The organism is Sphingomonas sp. PP-CE-1A-559, assembly GCF_004340965.1.
In the GTDB taxonomy this organism is placed as follows: domain Bacteria; phylum Pseudomonadota; class Alphaproteobacteria; order Sphingomonadales; family Sphingomonadaceae; genus Sphingomonas.
In genome coordinates, this window is sequence record NZ_SLYA01000002.1 from 555,085 (window position 1) to 569,070 (window position 13,986).

General features: G+C 60.7%; 19 protein-coding genes. 9 read left to right on the plus strand and 10 right to left on the minus strand.

Going from position 1 to position 13,986, the window contains the following annotated elements; translation table 11 throughout:
- The first annotated feature begins 20 nt into the window (after positions 1–20).
- The 4 genes from C8J42_RS08060 to C8J42_RS08075 all read left to right on the plus strand — a co-directional run bounded on the left by C8J42_RS08060 (position 21) and on the right by C8J42_RS08075 (position 2,327).
- Positions 21–1,073, plus strand: a complete 1,053-nt coding sequence (locus tag C8J42_RS08060; protein WP_133019574.1) for a hypothetical protein — start codon at positions 21–23, stop codon at positions 1,071–1,073.
- A gap of 52 nt (positions 1,074–1,125) precedes the next feature.
- Positions 1,126–1,455 (plus strand): hypothetical protein, encoded by a 330-nt coding sequence (locus C8J42_RS08065; RefSeq protein WP_133019575.1) that lies wholly within the window; start codon positions 1,126–1,128, stop codon positions 1,453–1,455.
- A gap of 66 nt (positions 1,456–1,521) precedes the next feature.
- Positions 1,522–1,794 (plus strand): hypothetical protein, encoded by a 273-nt coding sequence (locus tag C8J42_RS08070; RefSeq protein WP_133019576.1) that lies wholly within the window; start codon positions 1,522–1,524, stop codon positions 1,792–1,794.
- Entirely contained in the window at positions 1,785–2,327 is a 543-nt protein-coding gene (locus C8J42_RS08075) for a surface-adhesin E family protein (RefSeq protein ID WP_133019577.1), read from the plus strand. The genes C8J42_RS08070 and C8J42_RS08075 overlap by 10 nt, the downstream gene beginning before the upstream one ends.
- A gap of 2 nt (positions 2,328–2,329) precedes the next feature.
- On the opposite strand, the gene C8J42_RS08080 is transcribed toward C8J42_RS08075, so the two are convergent.
- From C8J42_RS08080 to C8J42_RS08095, 4 genes are all read right to left on the minus strand, one after another.
- Positions 2,330–2,584, minus strand: coding sequence for a hypothetical protein (locus C8J42_RS08080; RefSeq protein ID WP_133019578.1), 255 nt, complete (start codon positions 2,582–2,584; stop codon positions 2,330–2,332).
- On the minus strand, positions 2,581–2,775 hold the full coding sequence (locus C8J42_RS08085) for a hypothetical protein (protein ID WP_133019579.1): 195 nt from the start codon (positions 2,773–2,775) through the stop codon (positions 2,581–2,583). The genes C8J42_RS08080 and C8J42_RS08085 overlap by 4 nt, the downstream gene beginning before the upstream one ends.
- Positions 2,776–3,034: 259 nt before the next feature.
- Positions 3,035–3,244 carry a hypothetical protein gene (locus C8J42_RS08090; protein ID WP_133019580.1) on the minus strand — a complete coding sequence of 70 codons (210 nt, stop codon included), beginning with the start codon at positions 3,242–3,244 and terminating at the stop codon, positions 3,035–3,037.
- A 59-nt stretch (positions 3,245–3,303) separates the two neighbouring features.
- Positions 3,304–3,525 (minus strand): hypothetical protein, encoded by a 222-nt coding sequence (locus tag C8J42_RS08095; protein ID WP_133019581.1) that lies wholly within the window; start codon positions 3,523–3,525, stop codon positions 3,304–3,306.
- A 199-nt stretch (positions 3,526–3,724) separates the two neighbouring features.
- On the opposite strand from C8J42_RS08095, the gene C8J42_RS08100 reads away from it, so the two are divergent.
- Both C8J42_RS08100 and C8J42_RS08105 read left to right on the plus strand, forming a co-directional pair.
- Positions 3,725–4,156, plus strand: coding sequence for a hypothetical protein (locus C8J42_RS08100; protein WP_133019582.1), 432 nt, complete (start codon positions 3,725–3,727; stop codon positions 4,154–4,156).
- A gap of 107 nt (positions 4,157–4,263) precedes the next feature.
- Positions 4,264–4,827 carry a hypothetical protein gene (locus tag C8J42_RS08105; RefSeq protein WP_133019583.1) on the plus strand — a complete coding sequence of 188 codons (564 nt, stop codon included), beginning with the start codon at positions 4,264–4,266 and terminating at the stop codon, positions 4,825–4,827.
- Between the two features lie 109 nt (positions 4,828–4,936).
- Here C8J42_RS08105 and C8J42_RS08110 read toward each other — a convergent pair whose 3' ends face one another.
- On the minus strand, positions 4,937–5,338 hold the full coding sequence (locus C8J42_RS08110; protein WP_133019584.1) for a DUF2958 domain-containing protein: 402 nt from the start codon (positions 5,336–5,338) through the stop codon (positions 4,937–4,939).
- Positions 5,339–5,497: 159 nt separating this feature from the next.
- Between C8J42_RS08110 and C8J42_RS08115 the strand changes: the two genes are divergently transcribed.
- Positions 5,498–5,683, plus strand: coding sequence for a hypothetical protein (locus tag C8J42_RS08115; RefSeq protein WP_133019585.1), 186 nt, complete (start codon positions 5,498–5,500; stop codon positions 5,681–5,683).
- A gap of 69 nt (positions 5,684–5,752) precedes the next feature.
- On the opposite strand, the gene C8J42_RS08120 is transcribed toward C8J42_RS08115, so the two are convergent.
- Complete coding sequence (locus C8J42_RS08120) at positions 5,753–7,534, minus strand: recombinase family protein (protein ID WP_133019586.1); 1,782 nt, start codon at positions 7,532–7,534, stop codon at positions 5,753–5,755.
- A gap of 52 nt (positions 7,535–7,586) precedes the next feature.
- Here C8J42_RS08120 and C8J42_RS08125 point away from each other — a divergent pair, with 52 nt between their 5' ends.
- Positions 7,587–8,813, plus strand: a complete 1,227-nt coding sequence (locus tag C8J42_RS08125; RefSeq protein WP_133019587.1) for a ComEC/Rec2 family competence protein — start codon at positions 7,587–7,589, stop codon at positions 8,811–8,813.
- Positions 8,814–9,492: 679 nt separating this feature from the next.
- Here C8J42_RS08125 and lexA read toward each other — a convergent pair.
- The gene (gene lexA, locus C8J42_RS08130; RefSeq protein ID WP_133019588.1) at positions 9,493–10,167 is read right to left on the minus strand and encodes a transcriptional repressor LexA; all 675 of its coding nucleotides are present in this window, start codon (positions 10,165–10,167) and stop codon (positions 9,493–9,495) included.
- Positions 10,168–10,235: 68 nt separating this feature from the next.
- Positions 10,236–11,417, minus strand: coding sequence for a molybdopterin molybdotransferase MoeA (locus C8J42_RS08135; RefSeq protein WP_133019589.1), 1,182 nt, complete (start codon positions 11,415–11,417; stop codon positions 10,236–10,238).
- A gap of 543 nt (positions 11,418–11,960) precedes the next feature.
- On the opposite strand from C8J42_RS08135, the gene C8J42_RS08140 reads away from it, so the two are divergent.
- Entirely contained in the window at positions 11,961–12,653 is a 693-nt protein-coding gene (locus C8J42_RS08140) for an energy transducer TonB (RefSeq protein WP_243644194.1), read from the plus strand.
- A gap of 91 nt (positions 12,654–12,744) precedes the next feature.
- Here C8J42_RS08140 and moaC read toward each other — a convergent pair whose 3' ends face one another.
- Complete coding sequence (moaC, locus tag C8J42_RS08145; protein ID WP_133019591.1) at positions 12,745–13,212, minus strand: cyclic pyranopterin monophosphate synthase MoaC; 468 nt, start codon at positions 13,210–13,212, stop codon at positions 12,745–12,747.
- Positions 13,209–13,985 carry an indole-3-glycerol phosphate synthase TrpC gene (gene trpC, locus C8J42_RS08150; protein WP_133019592.1) on the minus strand — a complete coding sequence of 259 codons (777 nt, stop codon included), beginning with the start codon at positions 13,983–13,985 and terminating at the stop codon, positions 13,209–13,211. Before trpC ends, moaC begins: the two co-directional genes overlap by 4 nt.
- Position 13,986: the final 1 nt, after the last annotated feature.

Genomic DNA, 13,986 nt, shown 5'->3' on the forward strand with positions numbered 1-13,986 from the left:
CAAACTCGGAGTGCGCTCAGTTGATCACCGAAGTCTTCTACCGCCGCTATCCAAACCTCCAAGTTATTGGCATTGTGGATCAGCGAGTACGCGCTTTTGTCTTTCAAGCGTTCCGGCTGATCACGCATGATCTTTGGTTGAACGGGGAGGGTGCCATTCGTTATGAAGAGCGTAACAAAGCTCTACAGGCAGCGCATGATCGGCTCGCTCTCGAACTTGGCACCAACGAACTGGTCAAGCGTCACTTTGCCATCCGCAACGTACCTGGACGCACTGTTGGTTCCAAAGCGTGGGATACCGTCTACACCGAGTTTATGAATATCCATCCAAGTCAGCAGCAAGGCCCTAATAACTGGCTAGCGGAGCGTCTTTCTCTGGTTGAACAGGTGCTTGCGTCCTTTGCCGACTTCAAGCGGGACTATGACGAAAGCTACGAACGACGGCTACATGCCGCTGTACTCAGCGACAAAAAGGTTCAAGAAGAGCGGGCTATCTACATCGATATTCTGGAAGCACCCGTGTTGCGGGTCGATCGCGTCAAAGTAGACCACGTACTCCAGCAAACCGTTGATGAACTCAACGAGCGTTTTTCAATCAACCGCATTCCCTTGGAGTATCACAACGGACTTATCCAGGCGGTTCACAATCCACTTCTATCTCAGCATGTCAGCAAGCCGTTCTGGGCAATTGTGTCTGATCCCATGTGGAAGAATGTGGACACGGATATGAAGAAGGCTCTGGACACAAGGGACGCGGGACTGCCGGATGCTCACTTTGCTGCGCTCAAAGCCTTGGAAAGTGTCGTCAAAATCATTTCGGACGCCAAGGGTCGATCCATTGGCACCGAGAATGGCGCAGCCGCCTATGTGAGCAATCTGGTGCGTCAGATTGATGGTGTTCGCTTCATTGACGTTTGGGAAAGTGACATGCTGGTCAACCTGTTCAGCAAGGTCCGCAATCCCTTTGGTCATGGATCGGGCAACAAACCCATGCCTCTGCTATCCGCGCAGCAAACCGATTGGGCCATAAACGAGGCGATGAACTGGATCGTCAGTCTCATCAAGCGAATGTAGGCTAGGAACTAGGTGGCTGGGCACGCGACCGGTCCGCGCGATAATTACGCATATGACAACTTATTCCTCGCCAACCGAGAACCTATCCAGCAATCACACCGTTTTGGACTTGCGCGCATACTGGGCCGCTATCCGAGACGGTGAGCCCTTGCCCTTGTTCACCCAACCCAACGTATCCGGTCTGCCCGATCGTCGTGCCATCCGTTATCTCAAGGCCGACAAACAAGCCCACATCGTCAGCAGTCCGCTGAGTGCCAAATTCTACGAGCAAGCGCATCGTGTTGATCGTCTTATCGTGCGTGATGTTCGCCGTCGTGCCGAGGAGAGCCAAGTGGAATTGCGGTTGCCATTTGAGAGAGGCTTCGTTCCAGTCAACGATTGAGGCGGTCGTCGTCGCGTTAACACTTAAACGGTCGGCTGGCTGACCGGTGTATGATATTCGGGTCGCATGAGCAAAGACACGGCGCTGGTATATTGGATCGAGGCCGACACCGGCGCTCTATGCGTGGAGTCGATGGGGCCAAACGATATTCGCGGCAGCGGTTCATTCCGCAGCGAGGTCATATTAAAGCTGGGGCGCAACCCCATCGACATCACGACCATCTATTATGCCAGCGCGGGCAATGAGTGGGAAAAGGCTGAGGTAGAACGCCTAAAAGTCAAAGCCGAGCAAATGCGCGAGGCGATCAGCAATGCCGAGGGGGCAAAAAAATGCGAGTGATTGGCGTGGCAGTATTAGTGATCTGCGTGGCAACCAATCCTGTCTGTGCGCAAAAATCCATGTCGGAGGTCACGCAGGAGCATGACGACGAGGTTCGAGCTCGTAATGCCGAGAGAGACTTCTTCTACGTAAGCAGCGTCCACAGCGGGCTAAAGACAATTCGGTTCTACCTGGATCGCGACACGATTGCCGACGTGGACGCCAGCGGTCGAGCCAGGGCCTGGGTGGATGTCTACGAGGCCATCGACGCGAAGCGACCTATCCGGCTGAGGCACACCAAGTTTCTGGAGGAAGTCCGTTGTGGCAATGAGCCACAGATGCGGATCAAGACGATGGTCAACTACTCGCAGGACGGAACCACTCAGGTTCTTAGCGGGTCGCAGCCGTTTAGCGACGTCATTCCCGGATCAAGCCAGGAAACTGTTCACCGGTTTATCTGCCACCCAGAACCCGCGAACGCCTACTATCCCGTATTCAACGGCAACACGCCCGAGAAAGACGCGACTGAATATTTTGCTAGCTTGCCAAGGTAAGACTAACTCAGGGCCAGTTTCAGCATCAACGCGGTATCTCGATCACGCAATACGATTACTGCCTCGCACGTATGGGCGTCCGCGTTGTTGTAGCTTTGAACGAAGTCCGCTTCCTTGTTGTGGTCCAGAATCCAGCAGCACGCTTTGCGGATCAGCGAGGTTGCGCGGGCTTGGTTGGCCAGCCATGCTATGTCGGGCATTCTGTCGTTGCGAACGACCGTGCCACGCAATACTGCCTTGTAAAGCTGCTGGCTCAACGGCTGGCTCGGAACACGCTGTAGGTGAGGCACCGGGGCTTCATTACCTCGAAAGCGGCGCGAAACTCGCTGTCGCTGTCCGTAGCATTGTAGAGCTTGCCTAGGTCGTCTTCGTCCAAGACCAAGTCCCATTTGAACCCGATCGTGTAGTGGACTTCCTGGCCATCTAGTTGGCGAGTATCAACGCGCAAGCGGGTGATACGGCTTAGGGTGGTTTGAACGTCGAATGCGGCATGAGGGCGGATCAAACCTCACCTCCGCGCAATTCCTGCGCGATCTGGTCAAAAAGGGCGTCAAGTCGCTTACTCCGCAATCTCTTCGATGTACCTGTGTGCCACCGCTTACACTCCAGACAAAAATACGGTTGAACGAACTTGCCTTTGCGGCCCATCTTTCGAGCAACGGCAAAGGCCGCTTGTTCATTCGGAAGCGGCATTTTCTGACAGCGTCTCATGTGTCACCTCGCATAAGGCAGGCCAGCGCTGCCTCTTTGCCTGCGAGGATGGAGTGCCAATCGGCGCGCTGTTGAATGCGGCGCATACCAGCGAGGCTGACGCCCAGCTTCATCATGATAGTTCCGTGGCGATGACCCGCCGCGACCATAGTGGCGGTGCTGTGAAGTACCTCCGTGGTAATCTCTTGATACAGCGGCTTTGCCATGCGGCTCTCCCTCGTTTGTTATTATCTCCTATTTATCGAGGGAGGAGTTTGCGGCTGGCTCAGCCTGTTTGTGCGTCCCAAATATCCAAGCGAGCCAGGAAGCCATCTAGAGCCGCGCTATCGTCCAACTGCGCAAGCGAGCGCTCCGCCATCTGTAGCAGCAATTGAAGTTCGACATCTAGGTTGGGCAAGGGCACTGCCTGCTGGAGTGCGCCAGCAAGGACAGCCAGTCGGGCTTCGTTTGCTGCCTTAGTTGGGAACGTGATTATCTGCGCGGTCATGTAGTCCTCCCTGTGCTCTGCTTGTAGTTCACGAATACAACCGCAGGGTGGTCCGGCCTAATGGAACTACAGATGTTCCAACGGTTGGTCGCATTTGTTATCAAGCTGGCAAATCTCCGGCTCGCTCTATTGGCAGTACGGCAACATACGATTGGAACAGGGCGCAACTAAACGCACTGCTAGATCGGAGTTAGACAACATGACCAAGTTCAGCCCCTCGATGCTGGTTCCCTCGCAGCTTGCCCCGGAGTTCAGCAAGCAGGGCGCAGCCCGCACTGTCCGGCAAGTTGCGCTGGACAACATCAACAAGATGAAGGAGCAGTTTAAGGCCGGGGACGCCGCAGAGGGCAAGGTCAACTTTAAGATCGCAGCCGACAAGGTGGCGTTCACGATCCGAGTGTCCAACACGGCGCTCACGCTGGAGCAGACAAAAATCCAGGACAGGGACGTCGAGGTCAAGGAAATGACCGTGCCCAAAGCCAACTTCATCGAAGCGCTGGATTATTACGCCGATCGGATCAAGGGCGGTGAGTACGATGCGCAGCTTGTAACACTTACGGAGAAGAAGGAGCAGCGCACTAGCAAGCTCAAGCTGACGCGTGCTGCCAAAAAGGACGGCAAGCCCAGCTAAGGGCAACGCTTCCCACTACCCAGGCCCTCGCATTGCGGGGGCCTTTTTGTTGACTTGCCGGTAACTCCTCGTGCCTAAGTGTCGCGGCATCAACGTAGGAGGGCAACATGGCTGGATTTCTGGAACTCATCGACAACGCACTGGGCACGCACTTCAATGCGCCCGTGTACAAGCCCGAGAAGGGCCGCGCCAAGCTGGTGAAGGTAATCGACAAGGCGGCAGCGCAGCGCGCCGCTGGCGAGACACCGCCTACGCGTAGCTGGAAGACTGGCAGCAATGGTGCTGTCAGCTTCTCCCCCAAGATCGACGGCAAGCCGGTGCTGATCGGTGGCGAAGCCGTCAACTACGTGCCGGGTGATCGCTTCGATACGTTCCTGGAAGGCTTGAAGGCTGCTGTTCAGGCCGGTGATCTGGATGACGAGATCAAGGCCGCGCTTGAGGGCGATGAGGCTGGCAGCGCATTCAGCGCGCCAAAGGCGTCACGCAACGTCAGTGCTTTGTCCGGTGAGCGCGGCGCACGTAGCCCCATGTCCAACCTGCGTAGCAGCGTGGGCCGTAGCTTGAGCAACGGGCGGTCGTTGGAGGAGATTGAGGCGGCATTGAAGGCTGGCTCCAAATTCTCTGCCCAGGACATTGATGCGGTGATCGCTGAGAAGCGCGCGGCAAGCTGACGCAATTGAAGCCCCGGCCATGTCCCGCTGGGGCTTCAACTACAAAAACAACTAAGGAGAGAACCAAAGACGCAAACCGTCGTGGAGCACTCCTATTTATTCAAAATCTTTAGGCTCTAATAAAACCATCCTGGCGCGATTGCGTGGCGTACTCGCTTAGGGGCTTGCTGGCCTTGAAGTGAATGTCTTGCTCGACCTTGAGCCCAGCCGGTCCGGTTATCTCGTATATCTCGTCCAGGCTGATGTAGCCGAGTTCCGGCGTACCAAAGCCCAAATCGCCGAGCCCGAACGCCAGCCCGTCATCGGGGTCTAGTTCGGTGAGCAGCCATGTCCCGGACGTCCAGGGTAGGAACAGCTTACATACTGGCGGGAAGTCACGTTCGCCGCGCGTGCCCTTGAGGGGCTGTTGCTCGAAATGGTTGTTGATGAGTTGCTGTAGGGCTTCCGCCGACAGCACGTTCACGAACGCAAATTGTTCTGCGTTGAGGGTGGGGGGCTGTTTGTCTTCCATGTGGCTTACTCCTTGTTGGCCACAAGGGCATACGAAGCCAATTGAAGTGGAGAGCAACCAGAATTGTGGTCTAGCCAGAAGATTTCAACATAGGCAATTCTTTGGTCGCAACTCTGGTATTCTGGTGCTTGATAGAGTGGGTAAACAGGAGTTGCCCAAATGCTTAACCAGATAGACCTCGCAGCTTTCTCTAACTACGCACTCAACACGTTCGACTACTCGGCGGATTTTGAGGAAGATGCTTTCGCAGTTACGTTTGAAGGTGCGCGTGTTTACGTCGAGCGCAAGCGCAGCGTGTTTAACATCCATGTCGGCGCTGTCGTCCACAAGCTGCCCCGCTGCTAACCCGCAGACGCTCTCACAGGGCCATATGAGAGGAGCGGGGAGCCAAGCCCCGCTCTTCCTGTCTGCCCCTTACAGAGCTTCCGGGTGGATCTCGTACTCAACATCCGGGAAGTCGGGATGCCAGTCAATTTCACCGTGAGGGCCGAGGTGAACTGTTCCCTGACCCATCTTGTTTCCGATCAGTTCGCCTTCGTTGTCGAACGAGACCAACAGGGAGTTTCCGGCAAGAATGACATGGGTGTTGCGCTCGGTGTCGCACTCCATCGACTTGATTAGACTTCCCAGGGTTTGCTTCATCGCCACGCGGGTGGTGGTCCGCTCAGTCTCATCGTCGCTGTACAGGGCAGTGCGTTGCTGCTCAATCTGGTTGAGGAAGTCAGGGGGGGGCGCACTGGTACGCAAGGTCGACAGTTGCTGTTCGATCACCTGAATAGCTTTTTGATCCTCGGCAACCTCGACCTCTAACTGAAGCATAAGTCGCTCCATCGTCGTGCTGCCCGTTCGGGTGAAGCTAACTGCCGCGTTGTCGGCTTGCTTCTGTTTGTCAGCGAGGAAGCGGCGAGCATCCGCAATGCTGACTTCCATGCTTTCGATATCTGCCGATGGCGCGCTTTGTCGGTTGAGTGCGAGCCAGCCTACCGCGAACTGGACGACAGCCTGTTCCAGCTTCTCATAGCGAACCCAATTGCGATTCGAGCAGCGGGGCAGACCGCGCTCCTCATCGAATACGCGGTTTAGAGCGTTGTGGCACTTGAGATAGCTGATGTCCTGTTTGCTTTGATAAACAGCGTCGCGATCCTTGCCATTTCGGCGATTGCCGCCCTTCCTAACGACCACTTCCTGTTTCATTCTACCACCGCAAACGCCACACTTTGCGATGCCACTGAACAGATTGTTGTGCGTAATTTGCCACGCGCCGCTGGTGCCCTTGCGACTGTCTCGCGCAGCGGCGGCCTTGGCGAACGTCACTGGGTCGATACCTTGAGGATAGTGGTTGAGTACTGCGATACCCTTGCTCGTAGCCTCCCCACTGCGCGGACGGTTCATGGGATGATACTCACCCATCACCGCTCGATTGAGTACAATTTTGGTCAGGTAGCCAACCGTCCAGCCGTTCTTGCTGGCGATATTACGATGCTTCCAGACAGGCTCACCACGGCCGTTAAGAATTTTCGCAATGGCCGGAGTTCCGAACCCGTCGATTGTAAGCTGGAATATCTCGCGCAGGACGGCAACACGAGCCTCGTTAAGCGACGTGCGGTAAATCGGACGCTCTGACGGTTTGCTAATGCGCTTGGTGTCGATCCAGGCCGGAACGGTAGCTGTCGAACTGATATGCTGACCGGCGTTGACCTGGGCATCGCTAACCCGTTTGTTCTGGGCGGCTTTGAGGCGTCGGCTCTTCTTCTCGCTTTCCTCGCGGCTCAATTCCGACTTTACGACGGCTTCGATGACGCTGACCATCGTGACGCGTTCGTAGGCGGGATAAACCCGATCACCATCGACGGTCGCGACGGTCACGCCCTGGCTGGTTAGCTGCTGGAGAAAGGGCAAGACGGCATCGTAGCCCTGGCGGCTGATACGATCTAAGTTCTCGACGACGAGGACATGGCCGTTCTTGTAACGGCCTGCCAGAGCCTCTTGCTCGAACGTGTGGAGGAGGCCGCCAGACGCGCGGTTTGCGCCGCTATAGGCGGACACACCCTCATCTATAAGTTCTCGATCTGGACTGCCTTCCCAACCATGCCGCCCGAGCATATCGCGGCATAGAGTAAGCTGTCGGGCTTTGCTGTTGCCTTGCGCTTGATCCGCATTGGAAAAGCGCGCGTAAATCGTTGCCGGTAACGTCATATGCCCTCTGTGGGCTGGGAGGGGTTAAGAGGCTCCCAACTCCTATAACAGTATGACCGGAAGCCAAGTCCCGACGATCCGGTCGTGCGTCGCTGCGCTGCTCGTGTTGGCGGCGCTGGCGATGGGGCGCGAGGCGATGACCTTGCGCCTCGTCGCGGCGGGGGCGGCGTGCGTCATGCTCGCGCTGCCCGAATCGGCGGCGGGACCGAGCTTCCAGCTATCGTTCGCGGCGATCACCGCGATCATGGCGCTGCACGAACATCCGGTGATCCGCGCGTTCTTCGGGCCGCATGAAGAGGGACGCGGGCGCAAACTCGCGCGCGACGTCGCATCGCTGCTGTTGACGGGCCTGCTGGTCGAAATCGCGCTGATGCCGATCGCGGTCTATCATTTCCACAAGGCGGGGCTGTACGGCGCGTTCGCCAACATCGTCGCGATCCCGTTGACGACGTTCGTGGTCATGCCGCTGGAAGCGTTGGCACTGCTTCTCGATGCGGGCGGTCTGGGCACGCCGATCTGGTGGCTGGTACAGCGCTCGCTCGATGCGCTGCTGTGGCTCGCGCATATCGTCGCCAGCGCTCCCGGCTCGGTTCGATCGTTGCCTGCGATGCCGACGGCGGCGTTCGCGCTGATGATCGTCGGGGGGATTTGGATTGCCCTGTGGCGGACGCAGTGGCGTCGGTTGGGTATGCTGCCGCTCACGGTCGGTGCGATCTGGGCGCTCACAACGCCGCCGCCGGATGTTCTGGTGACGGGTGACGGTCGCCATGTCGCTGTGCGGACCGCGGCGGGGCTGGCAATGCTGCGCGACAGGGCGGGCGACTATACGCGCGACATGCTCACCGAGAATGGCGGGGTGGATGGCGAGCCGTTGCTGCTGGCGGACCAACCCGACGCACGGTGCAGCCGCGATCTTTGCGTCACCGATATCGCTGGACGAGGACGAATGTGGCGGATTCTGGCGACCCGCAGCGCCTATATGGTCCCGATCGCCGAGTTCCTTGCCGCCTGCCGCAGCGCTGATATCGTCGTAAGCGAACGCGGTCTGCCTAGACGCTGTGTGCCGCGGTGGCTGAAACTGGATCGTCGTGTCCTACGGCGGACGGGTGGCGTCGCGTTGACCTTGGGGGGCGGGACGGTCGTGACGATCCTGAACGCGGGCGATCGCCATCCCTGGCGCGATCCGCCCATTCTCGAACGTACGACATATTCGTTTAGACCGCGGCATGTCCGGTTTCACGATGCCGCGTCGGAGTTTCGCGCCAGCCGAGGCCGTTGAAAGTAGAAATGTTCACGCGAAGGCGCAAAGGCGCGAAGGTGATGCGATTCGGGAGACCTTCACACCTTCATGAACGATAAGCCGACGTCGGTTTTTCGGTGGTCTGCCAAGAGAAATAGACGCCAACCTAAGCACCACATCTTCGCGCCTTTGCGCCTCCGCGTGAACAAAATCATCCGTCGTCACATGCGATAGCAGTGCGAAAAATTGGTTCACGCGGAGACGCGGAGCCGCGGAGAAGTTTGATACGACGGGTGAATCGGGCTGGCTATTGTTCAGTCTCACTGCCGAAGGCATTGGAACAGCTTCACCCCTCCCCGAACACAACACCTCCGCGTCTCCGCGTCTCCGCGCGAACCAATTCTTCGGCTGCGCGGGGGACGGACGGCGATATGTTCGCGCAGAGGCGCAGAGGTACAGATATTGGGGGTTCGCGTCGAGGTCGCGCTTATGCATCGAAGCGGGACAAAGTCTTCCGGACGCTTGGCGGTCTTTGCTTGGGCATATCGAAGAACTGTCTCGGACAACTCCGAGTACATCGCTTAATTTGCCGATTAGACCGGCCGCTGTCGCTAGCGGGAGAGAGCGACTTGACTCACCAGCTTGAGCGGGCACTTTTCCTAAGCAGCTGAAACAGAGACCGGCCTGCGCGATGATAACGCAGGTCGGTCTCCGCGGCTCAGTCGTAGCGGCGGAGGATGCCCGAGAGTTTGCCTTGGACGCGGACTTGGGCGGGGGCGTAGCGTTGGGGGTCGTAGGCTCGGTTTGCCGGGTCGAGGCGGACCATGGCGCCTTCGCGACGGAAGTATTTTAGCGTTGCTTCGCTGTCTTCGATCAGGGCCACGACGATCTCGCCGTCTCGCGCCGTTTCGGTGCGGCGGATTAGGGCGTAGTCGCCGTCGAGGATGCCGGCTTCGACCATCGAGTCGCCTGAGACTTCAAGCGCGTAATGTTCGCCGGTGCCTAGCAGTGCAGCAGGGACGGCGAGCATCGTGCTGCCTTCGAACGCCTCGATCGGGACACCCGCGGCGATGCGGCCGTGGAGGGGGATCTCGATGACGTCGTTGGCTGGTAGCGGCGTCGCGGCGGCGGGGGCGGCCTTGACGTTCGACGGCTTGGACGGCGTCTTCTTTTCCGGGCGTTCGGGCATGCGCAGCACTTCGAGCGCGCGGGCGCGGTTCGGCAGGCGGCGGATGAAGTTGCGCTCCTCAAGCGCGCTGATCAGACGGTGGACGCCCGACTTCGACTTGAGGTCGAGTGCATCCTTCATCTCCTCGAACGACGGCGAGACGCCGGTATCGTTGAGGCGATCGTTGATGAAGCAGACGAGTTCGTGCTGCTTGCGCGTGAGCATGGCGGTTCTCCGTCCGGAACAGACTGGGAACTTCTATGGAACATAATTAACGCCGTCAAGCGCTCGCTTCACGCGATCACGAGGATTTCCGCCGATTCGCCTGTCTTTGCAACCAGAGCGTTGCCGGGGCGGACGATGAGACAGGTCGAGCGGGCCAGCGTGAGCAGCATTGAGCTGTCCTGGATCGTCGAGGCATAGGCTTTGCCGTCGCGCAGTTCGGCGCGGAGATAGTCGGTGCGGGCGTTGTTGGCGGGGAGGTCTTCGCCGAGCAGCGCGTGAGTCGACTGGGGGAGCGGGTCGCGTGCGCCGGCCATGTGCGCGACGACGGGTTTGACGAACAACGTCGCGGTGACGAACGCGGAGACCGGGTTGCCGGGGAGGCCGAGCACCATCATCTCGCCGATCCGGCCGGCCATCATCGGCTTGCCGGGGCGCAGCGCGATCCGCCAGAAATCGATGGTCCCGCCGGCCGCTTCTATCGCCGGACGGACGAGGTCGTGGTCACCTACCGACGCGCCGCCGGTGGTGACGAGCAGGTCTGCCTGCACGCTGGCGAAGGCTTCGCGGAGGATCTCGAGATTGTCGGGGAGGATGCCGAGGTCGATGATGTCGACGGGCATGTCGGCGAGCATCGCGGCGAGCATGATGCCGTTCGATTCGGGGAGCGCGACGCCGTCGGTGGTCGAGCCGGGGGGGACGAGTTCGTCGCCGGTGGCTGCGACGGCGACACGGACGCGGCGGTTGACGGTGAGGCTGCCGTGGCCGCCGGTTGCGGCGACGGCGATGCGTGCGGGGCTGAGGCGGTCGCCGGCGGCGATCAGGCGGGTGCCGGTCGAGAAGTCGAGGCCCTTGCGGCGGGTATTGCGGCCGAGCGTCGGGGGGCCCTCGCCGGCTAGGATCAACGTCGCGCCGTCGCGTTCGGCTTCTTCCTGGACCATGACGGTATCGGCGCCGTCGGGCATGGCGGCGCCGGTGAAGATGCGGGTGGCTTGGCCGCTGGCGACCTGGCCTGCGAAGGGGCGACCGGCGGCGCTTTCGCCGATGACGGTCCAGGGGCCGGGGAGGTCTGCGTAACGGATCGCGTAGCCGTCCATCGCGGAGAGGTCTGCGGCGGGCTGCGTGCGGCGGGCGAGGATGTCCTCGGCCGCCCAGCGGCCGGCGGCTTCGCGCAACGTTACGGTCTCGCGGCCGACGCGGGGGGCCATGGCGAAGAGGCGGGACTGGGCTTCGGCGACGGGGACTAGGGTCATGCTAAGGCTCTGTTTCTGGGTGGCTCTTCTGCTGGAAGTGCAGGAAGTTCACACGCTGGGAGACATTTGGCGGGCGCGGTTCTGAGGTTCAGGTTTGGAACGGTCTCGTCCGGTGGAAGGTCCGGTGGGAGGGGATAGTTTTGGGGTGTCTGGCGCTTTGCCATGGGTTTGGGATGTAGGACAGGTGTTGTCGGGACTGCGGTGGGCGGCGGGGCGATACGTCTCAGCTCCTGCCTCCTTGTTCTACCGCGAAGGCGAGAACCCAGACTGGGTCCCCGCCTTCGCGGGGAAACAGGGGTTAGGCGATCGTCGCGCTTCGTTACCGCGAGTTTCCCAATTGGGCCCCGGCCTTCGCCGGGGTGGTGGTTGGGGGGGGCTCTCTTCCGAGCCTACGAGGGGATGCGCGTGATCGCCTGTCGCCTTCTCCGAACGCTCGGCCAGCGCGGGTTCATCGCTTGCAGGGCTTTGTTTGGGGGAAAGAGACACCAGATCAGTATGATGACACGTAATCAGCCTCGGACGAGAGACAGGATCGGGGCGGCGGTGGGTGCGGTCCTGTTGCCGGGGGTGCTTGGCTATGCGCTGCTCAACGGGCTGGTGGTGACGATGCCGGCGGCGGTGAGCGACGCGTTGAAGGTGTTCGATGCGGCGCCGCCTCCGCCACCGCCGCCCGAGGAGAAGGTGAAGCCTCGACCGTCGCCTAGCCGCAAGCCGGAGGGGGCTGCGTCGCCGCCTAATTTGAAGTCGAAGGCTACCGAGGTGGTGGCGCCGCCTCCGGTGGTGCCGGTCGTGGTGCCGCCGCCTGTCGTCGTTGCGGAGAAGGCTGGGGTGGGGGCGCAGGCTACGGCGGGCGCTTCGGATGTGCGCGGGCCGGGGACGGGGAGTGGGGGGATCGGTAATGGCACCGGCAGCGGGGGGTATGGCGATGGCGACGGTGGTGGGGGCGAGGAGACGCCGCCGGAGTGGCGCAGCGGGCGGTTGCGGGACTCGGATTATCCGCGGGAAGCCGCTGAGACCGGGATTCGGGGGCGGGTGTTCGTGCGGTATCTGGTTCAGACGAATGGGCGGGTGTCGGGGTGCCGCGTGACTCGGTCGAGCGGGAGCCGGGTGTTGGATACTCTAACGTGCCGGCTGATCGAGCAGCGGTTTCGGTATGATCCGTCGCTGGATGCGGCGGGGCGACCGGTGGAGTCGACGATCGTGGAGAGCCACGACTGGTCTGTGGATGACGATTGAGGTCCCAAGCTAGGCGCGTCGTGCTTGGCTTGCCCTCACCCTCGCCGCCTGCGGCGTCTATCCCTCGCCCCTTTGGGGAGAGGGTACCTTGTTACGCGGTCCAGTTGCCGGATTTGCCGCCGCTCTTGGCTCGGACGCGGATGTCGGTGAGGACCATCGTCTTGTCGATCGCTTTGGCCATGTCGTAGATCGTCAGGAGCGTTACCGTGGCAGCCGTCAGGGCTTCCATCTCCACGCCGGTCTTGCCTTCGGTCGAGGCGGTGGCGGTGGCGGTTACGCCGGTTTCGTCCACCACGAGATCGATTTCCACCTTGGTCAGCGGGAGAGGGTGGCAGAGGGGGATGAGGTCGCTGGTGCGCTTGGCCGCCATGATGCCGGCGACGCGCGCGACGGCGAGGACGTCGCCCTTTTTCGCGGTGCCGGCGCCGATCGCCGCGGCGGCTTCGGTGGACATGGTGATGCGGCCGGAGGCGATGGCTTCGCGGGCGGTGACCGCCTTGCCGCCGACGTCGACCATGCGGGCCGCGCCGGCTTCGTCGATATGGGTCAGGCCGGTCACCCGATCAGCGCTCGTGTAGCGGCTTCGACGTCGGCCTGGCGCATGAGCGCTTCGCCGATCAGGAAGCAATGGATGTCGTGTTCGGCCATCGCGTCGAGTTCGGCGCGCGTCGTCAGGCCGCTTTCGGCGACGAAGGTGCAGTCCTTGGGCGCCTTGCCGACGAGGTCGTAGGTGCGCTGGAAGTCTACCGAGAAGTCGCGCAGGTCGCGGTTGTTGACGCCGATCAGCCGCGACTTGAGTCTCAGCGCGCGCTCCATCTCGTGCGCGTCGTGGACTTCGACCAGCACGTCCATCCCGCATTCTAACGCAGAGGCCTCGATCTCGGCCATCTGCACGTCGTCGAGCGCGGCGACGATGATCAGGATGCAGTCGGCGCCGATCGCGCGCGCTTCGGTCGATTGCCACGGGTCGACCATGAAGTCCTTCCGCAGGACGGGGATCGAAACGGCGTCGCGCGCCGCGGTCAGATAGGCGTCGGAGCCCTGGAACCACTTTTCGTCGGTCAGCACCGAGAGGCACGCGGCACCGCCAGCTTCGTAGGCTCGGGCGTGGGCGACCGGGTCGAAATCGGCGCGGATCAGGCCCTTAGAGGGGCTGGCTTTCTTGACCTCGGCGACCAGCGCGTAGCCGGTCTTCGCGTCGAGCGCAGCGCGGAAGCCGCGGGGTTTCGACATGCGGGCGATGCCCGCGTCGATGTCGGCGAGCGAGGTCGTTGCCTTGCGCGCGGCGACTTCGGCGCGCTTGGTCTCGAGGATACGGTCGAGCATGGTCATG

What these genes read in the sequence shown, in the direction of transcription:
- C8J42_RS08065 (WP_133019575.1), top strand. Translation starts at nt 1,126, where the DNA reads ATGACAACTTATTCCTCGCCAACCGAGAACCTATCCAGCAATCACACC.
- C8J42_RS08070 (WP_133019576.1), top strand. Translation starts at nt 1,522, where the DNA reads ATGAGCAAAGACACGGCGCTGGTATATTGGATCGAGGCCGACACCGGC.
- C8J42_RS08075 (WP_133019577.1), top strand. Translation starts at nt 1,785, where the DNA reads ATGCGAGTGATTGGCGTGGCAGTATTAGTGATCTGCGTGGCAACCAAT.
- C8J42_RS08090 (WP_133019580.1), bottom strand. Translation starts at nt 3,244, where the DNA reads ATGGCAAAGCCGCTGTATCAAGAGATTACCACGGAGGTACTTCACAGC.
- C8J42_RS08095 (WP_133019581.1), bottom strand. Translation starts at nt 3,525, where the DNA reads ATGACCGCGCAGATAATCACGTTCCCAACTAAGGCAGCAAACGAAGCC.
- C8J42_RS08100 (WP_133019582.1), top strand. Translation starts at nt 3,725, where the DNA reads ATGACCAAGTTCAGCCCCTCGATGCTGGTTCCCTCGCAGCTTGCCCCG.
- C8J42_RS08105 (WP_133019583.1), top strand. Translation starts at nt 4,264, where the DNA reads ATGGCTGGATTTCTGGAACTCATCGACAACGCACTGGGCACGCACTTC.
- C8J42_RS08110 (WP_133019584.1), bottom strand. Translation starts at nt 5,338, where the DNA reads ATGGAAGACAAACAGCCCCCCACCCTCAACGCAGAACAATTTGCGTTC.
- C8J42_RS08115 (WP_133019585.1), top strand. Translation starts at nt 5,498, where the DNA reads ATGCTTAACCAGATAGACCTCGCAGCTTTCTCTAACTACGCACTCAAC.
- C8J42_RS08120 (WP_133019586.1), bottom strand. Translation starts at nt 7,534, where the DNA reads ATGACGTTACCGGCAACGATTTACGCGCGCTTTTCCAATGCGGATCAA.
- C8J42_RS08125 (WP_133019587.1), top strand. Translation starts at nt 7,587, where the DNA reads ATGACCGGAAGCCAAGTCCCGACGATCCGGTCGTGCGTCGCTGCGCTG.
- lexA (WP_133019588.1), bottom strand. Translation starts at nt 10,167, where the DNA reads ATGCTCACGCGCAAGCAGCACGAACTCGTCTGCTTCATCAACGATCGC.
- C8J42_RS08135 (WP_133019589.1), bottom strand. Translation starts at nt 11,417, where the DNA reads ATGACCCTAGTCCCCGTCGCCGAAGCCCAGTCCCGCCTCTTCGCCATG.
- trpC (WP_133019592.1), bottom strand. Translation starts at nt 13,985, where the DNA reads ATGACCATGCTCGACCGTATCCTCGAGACCAAGCGCGCCGAAGTCGCC.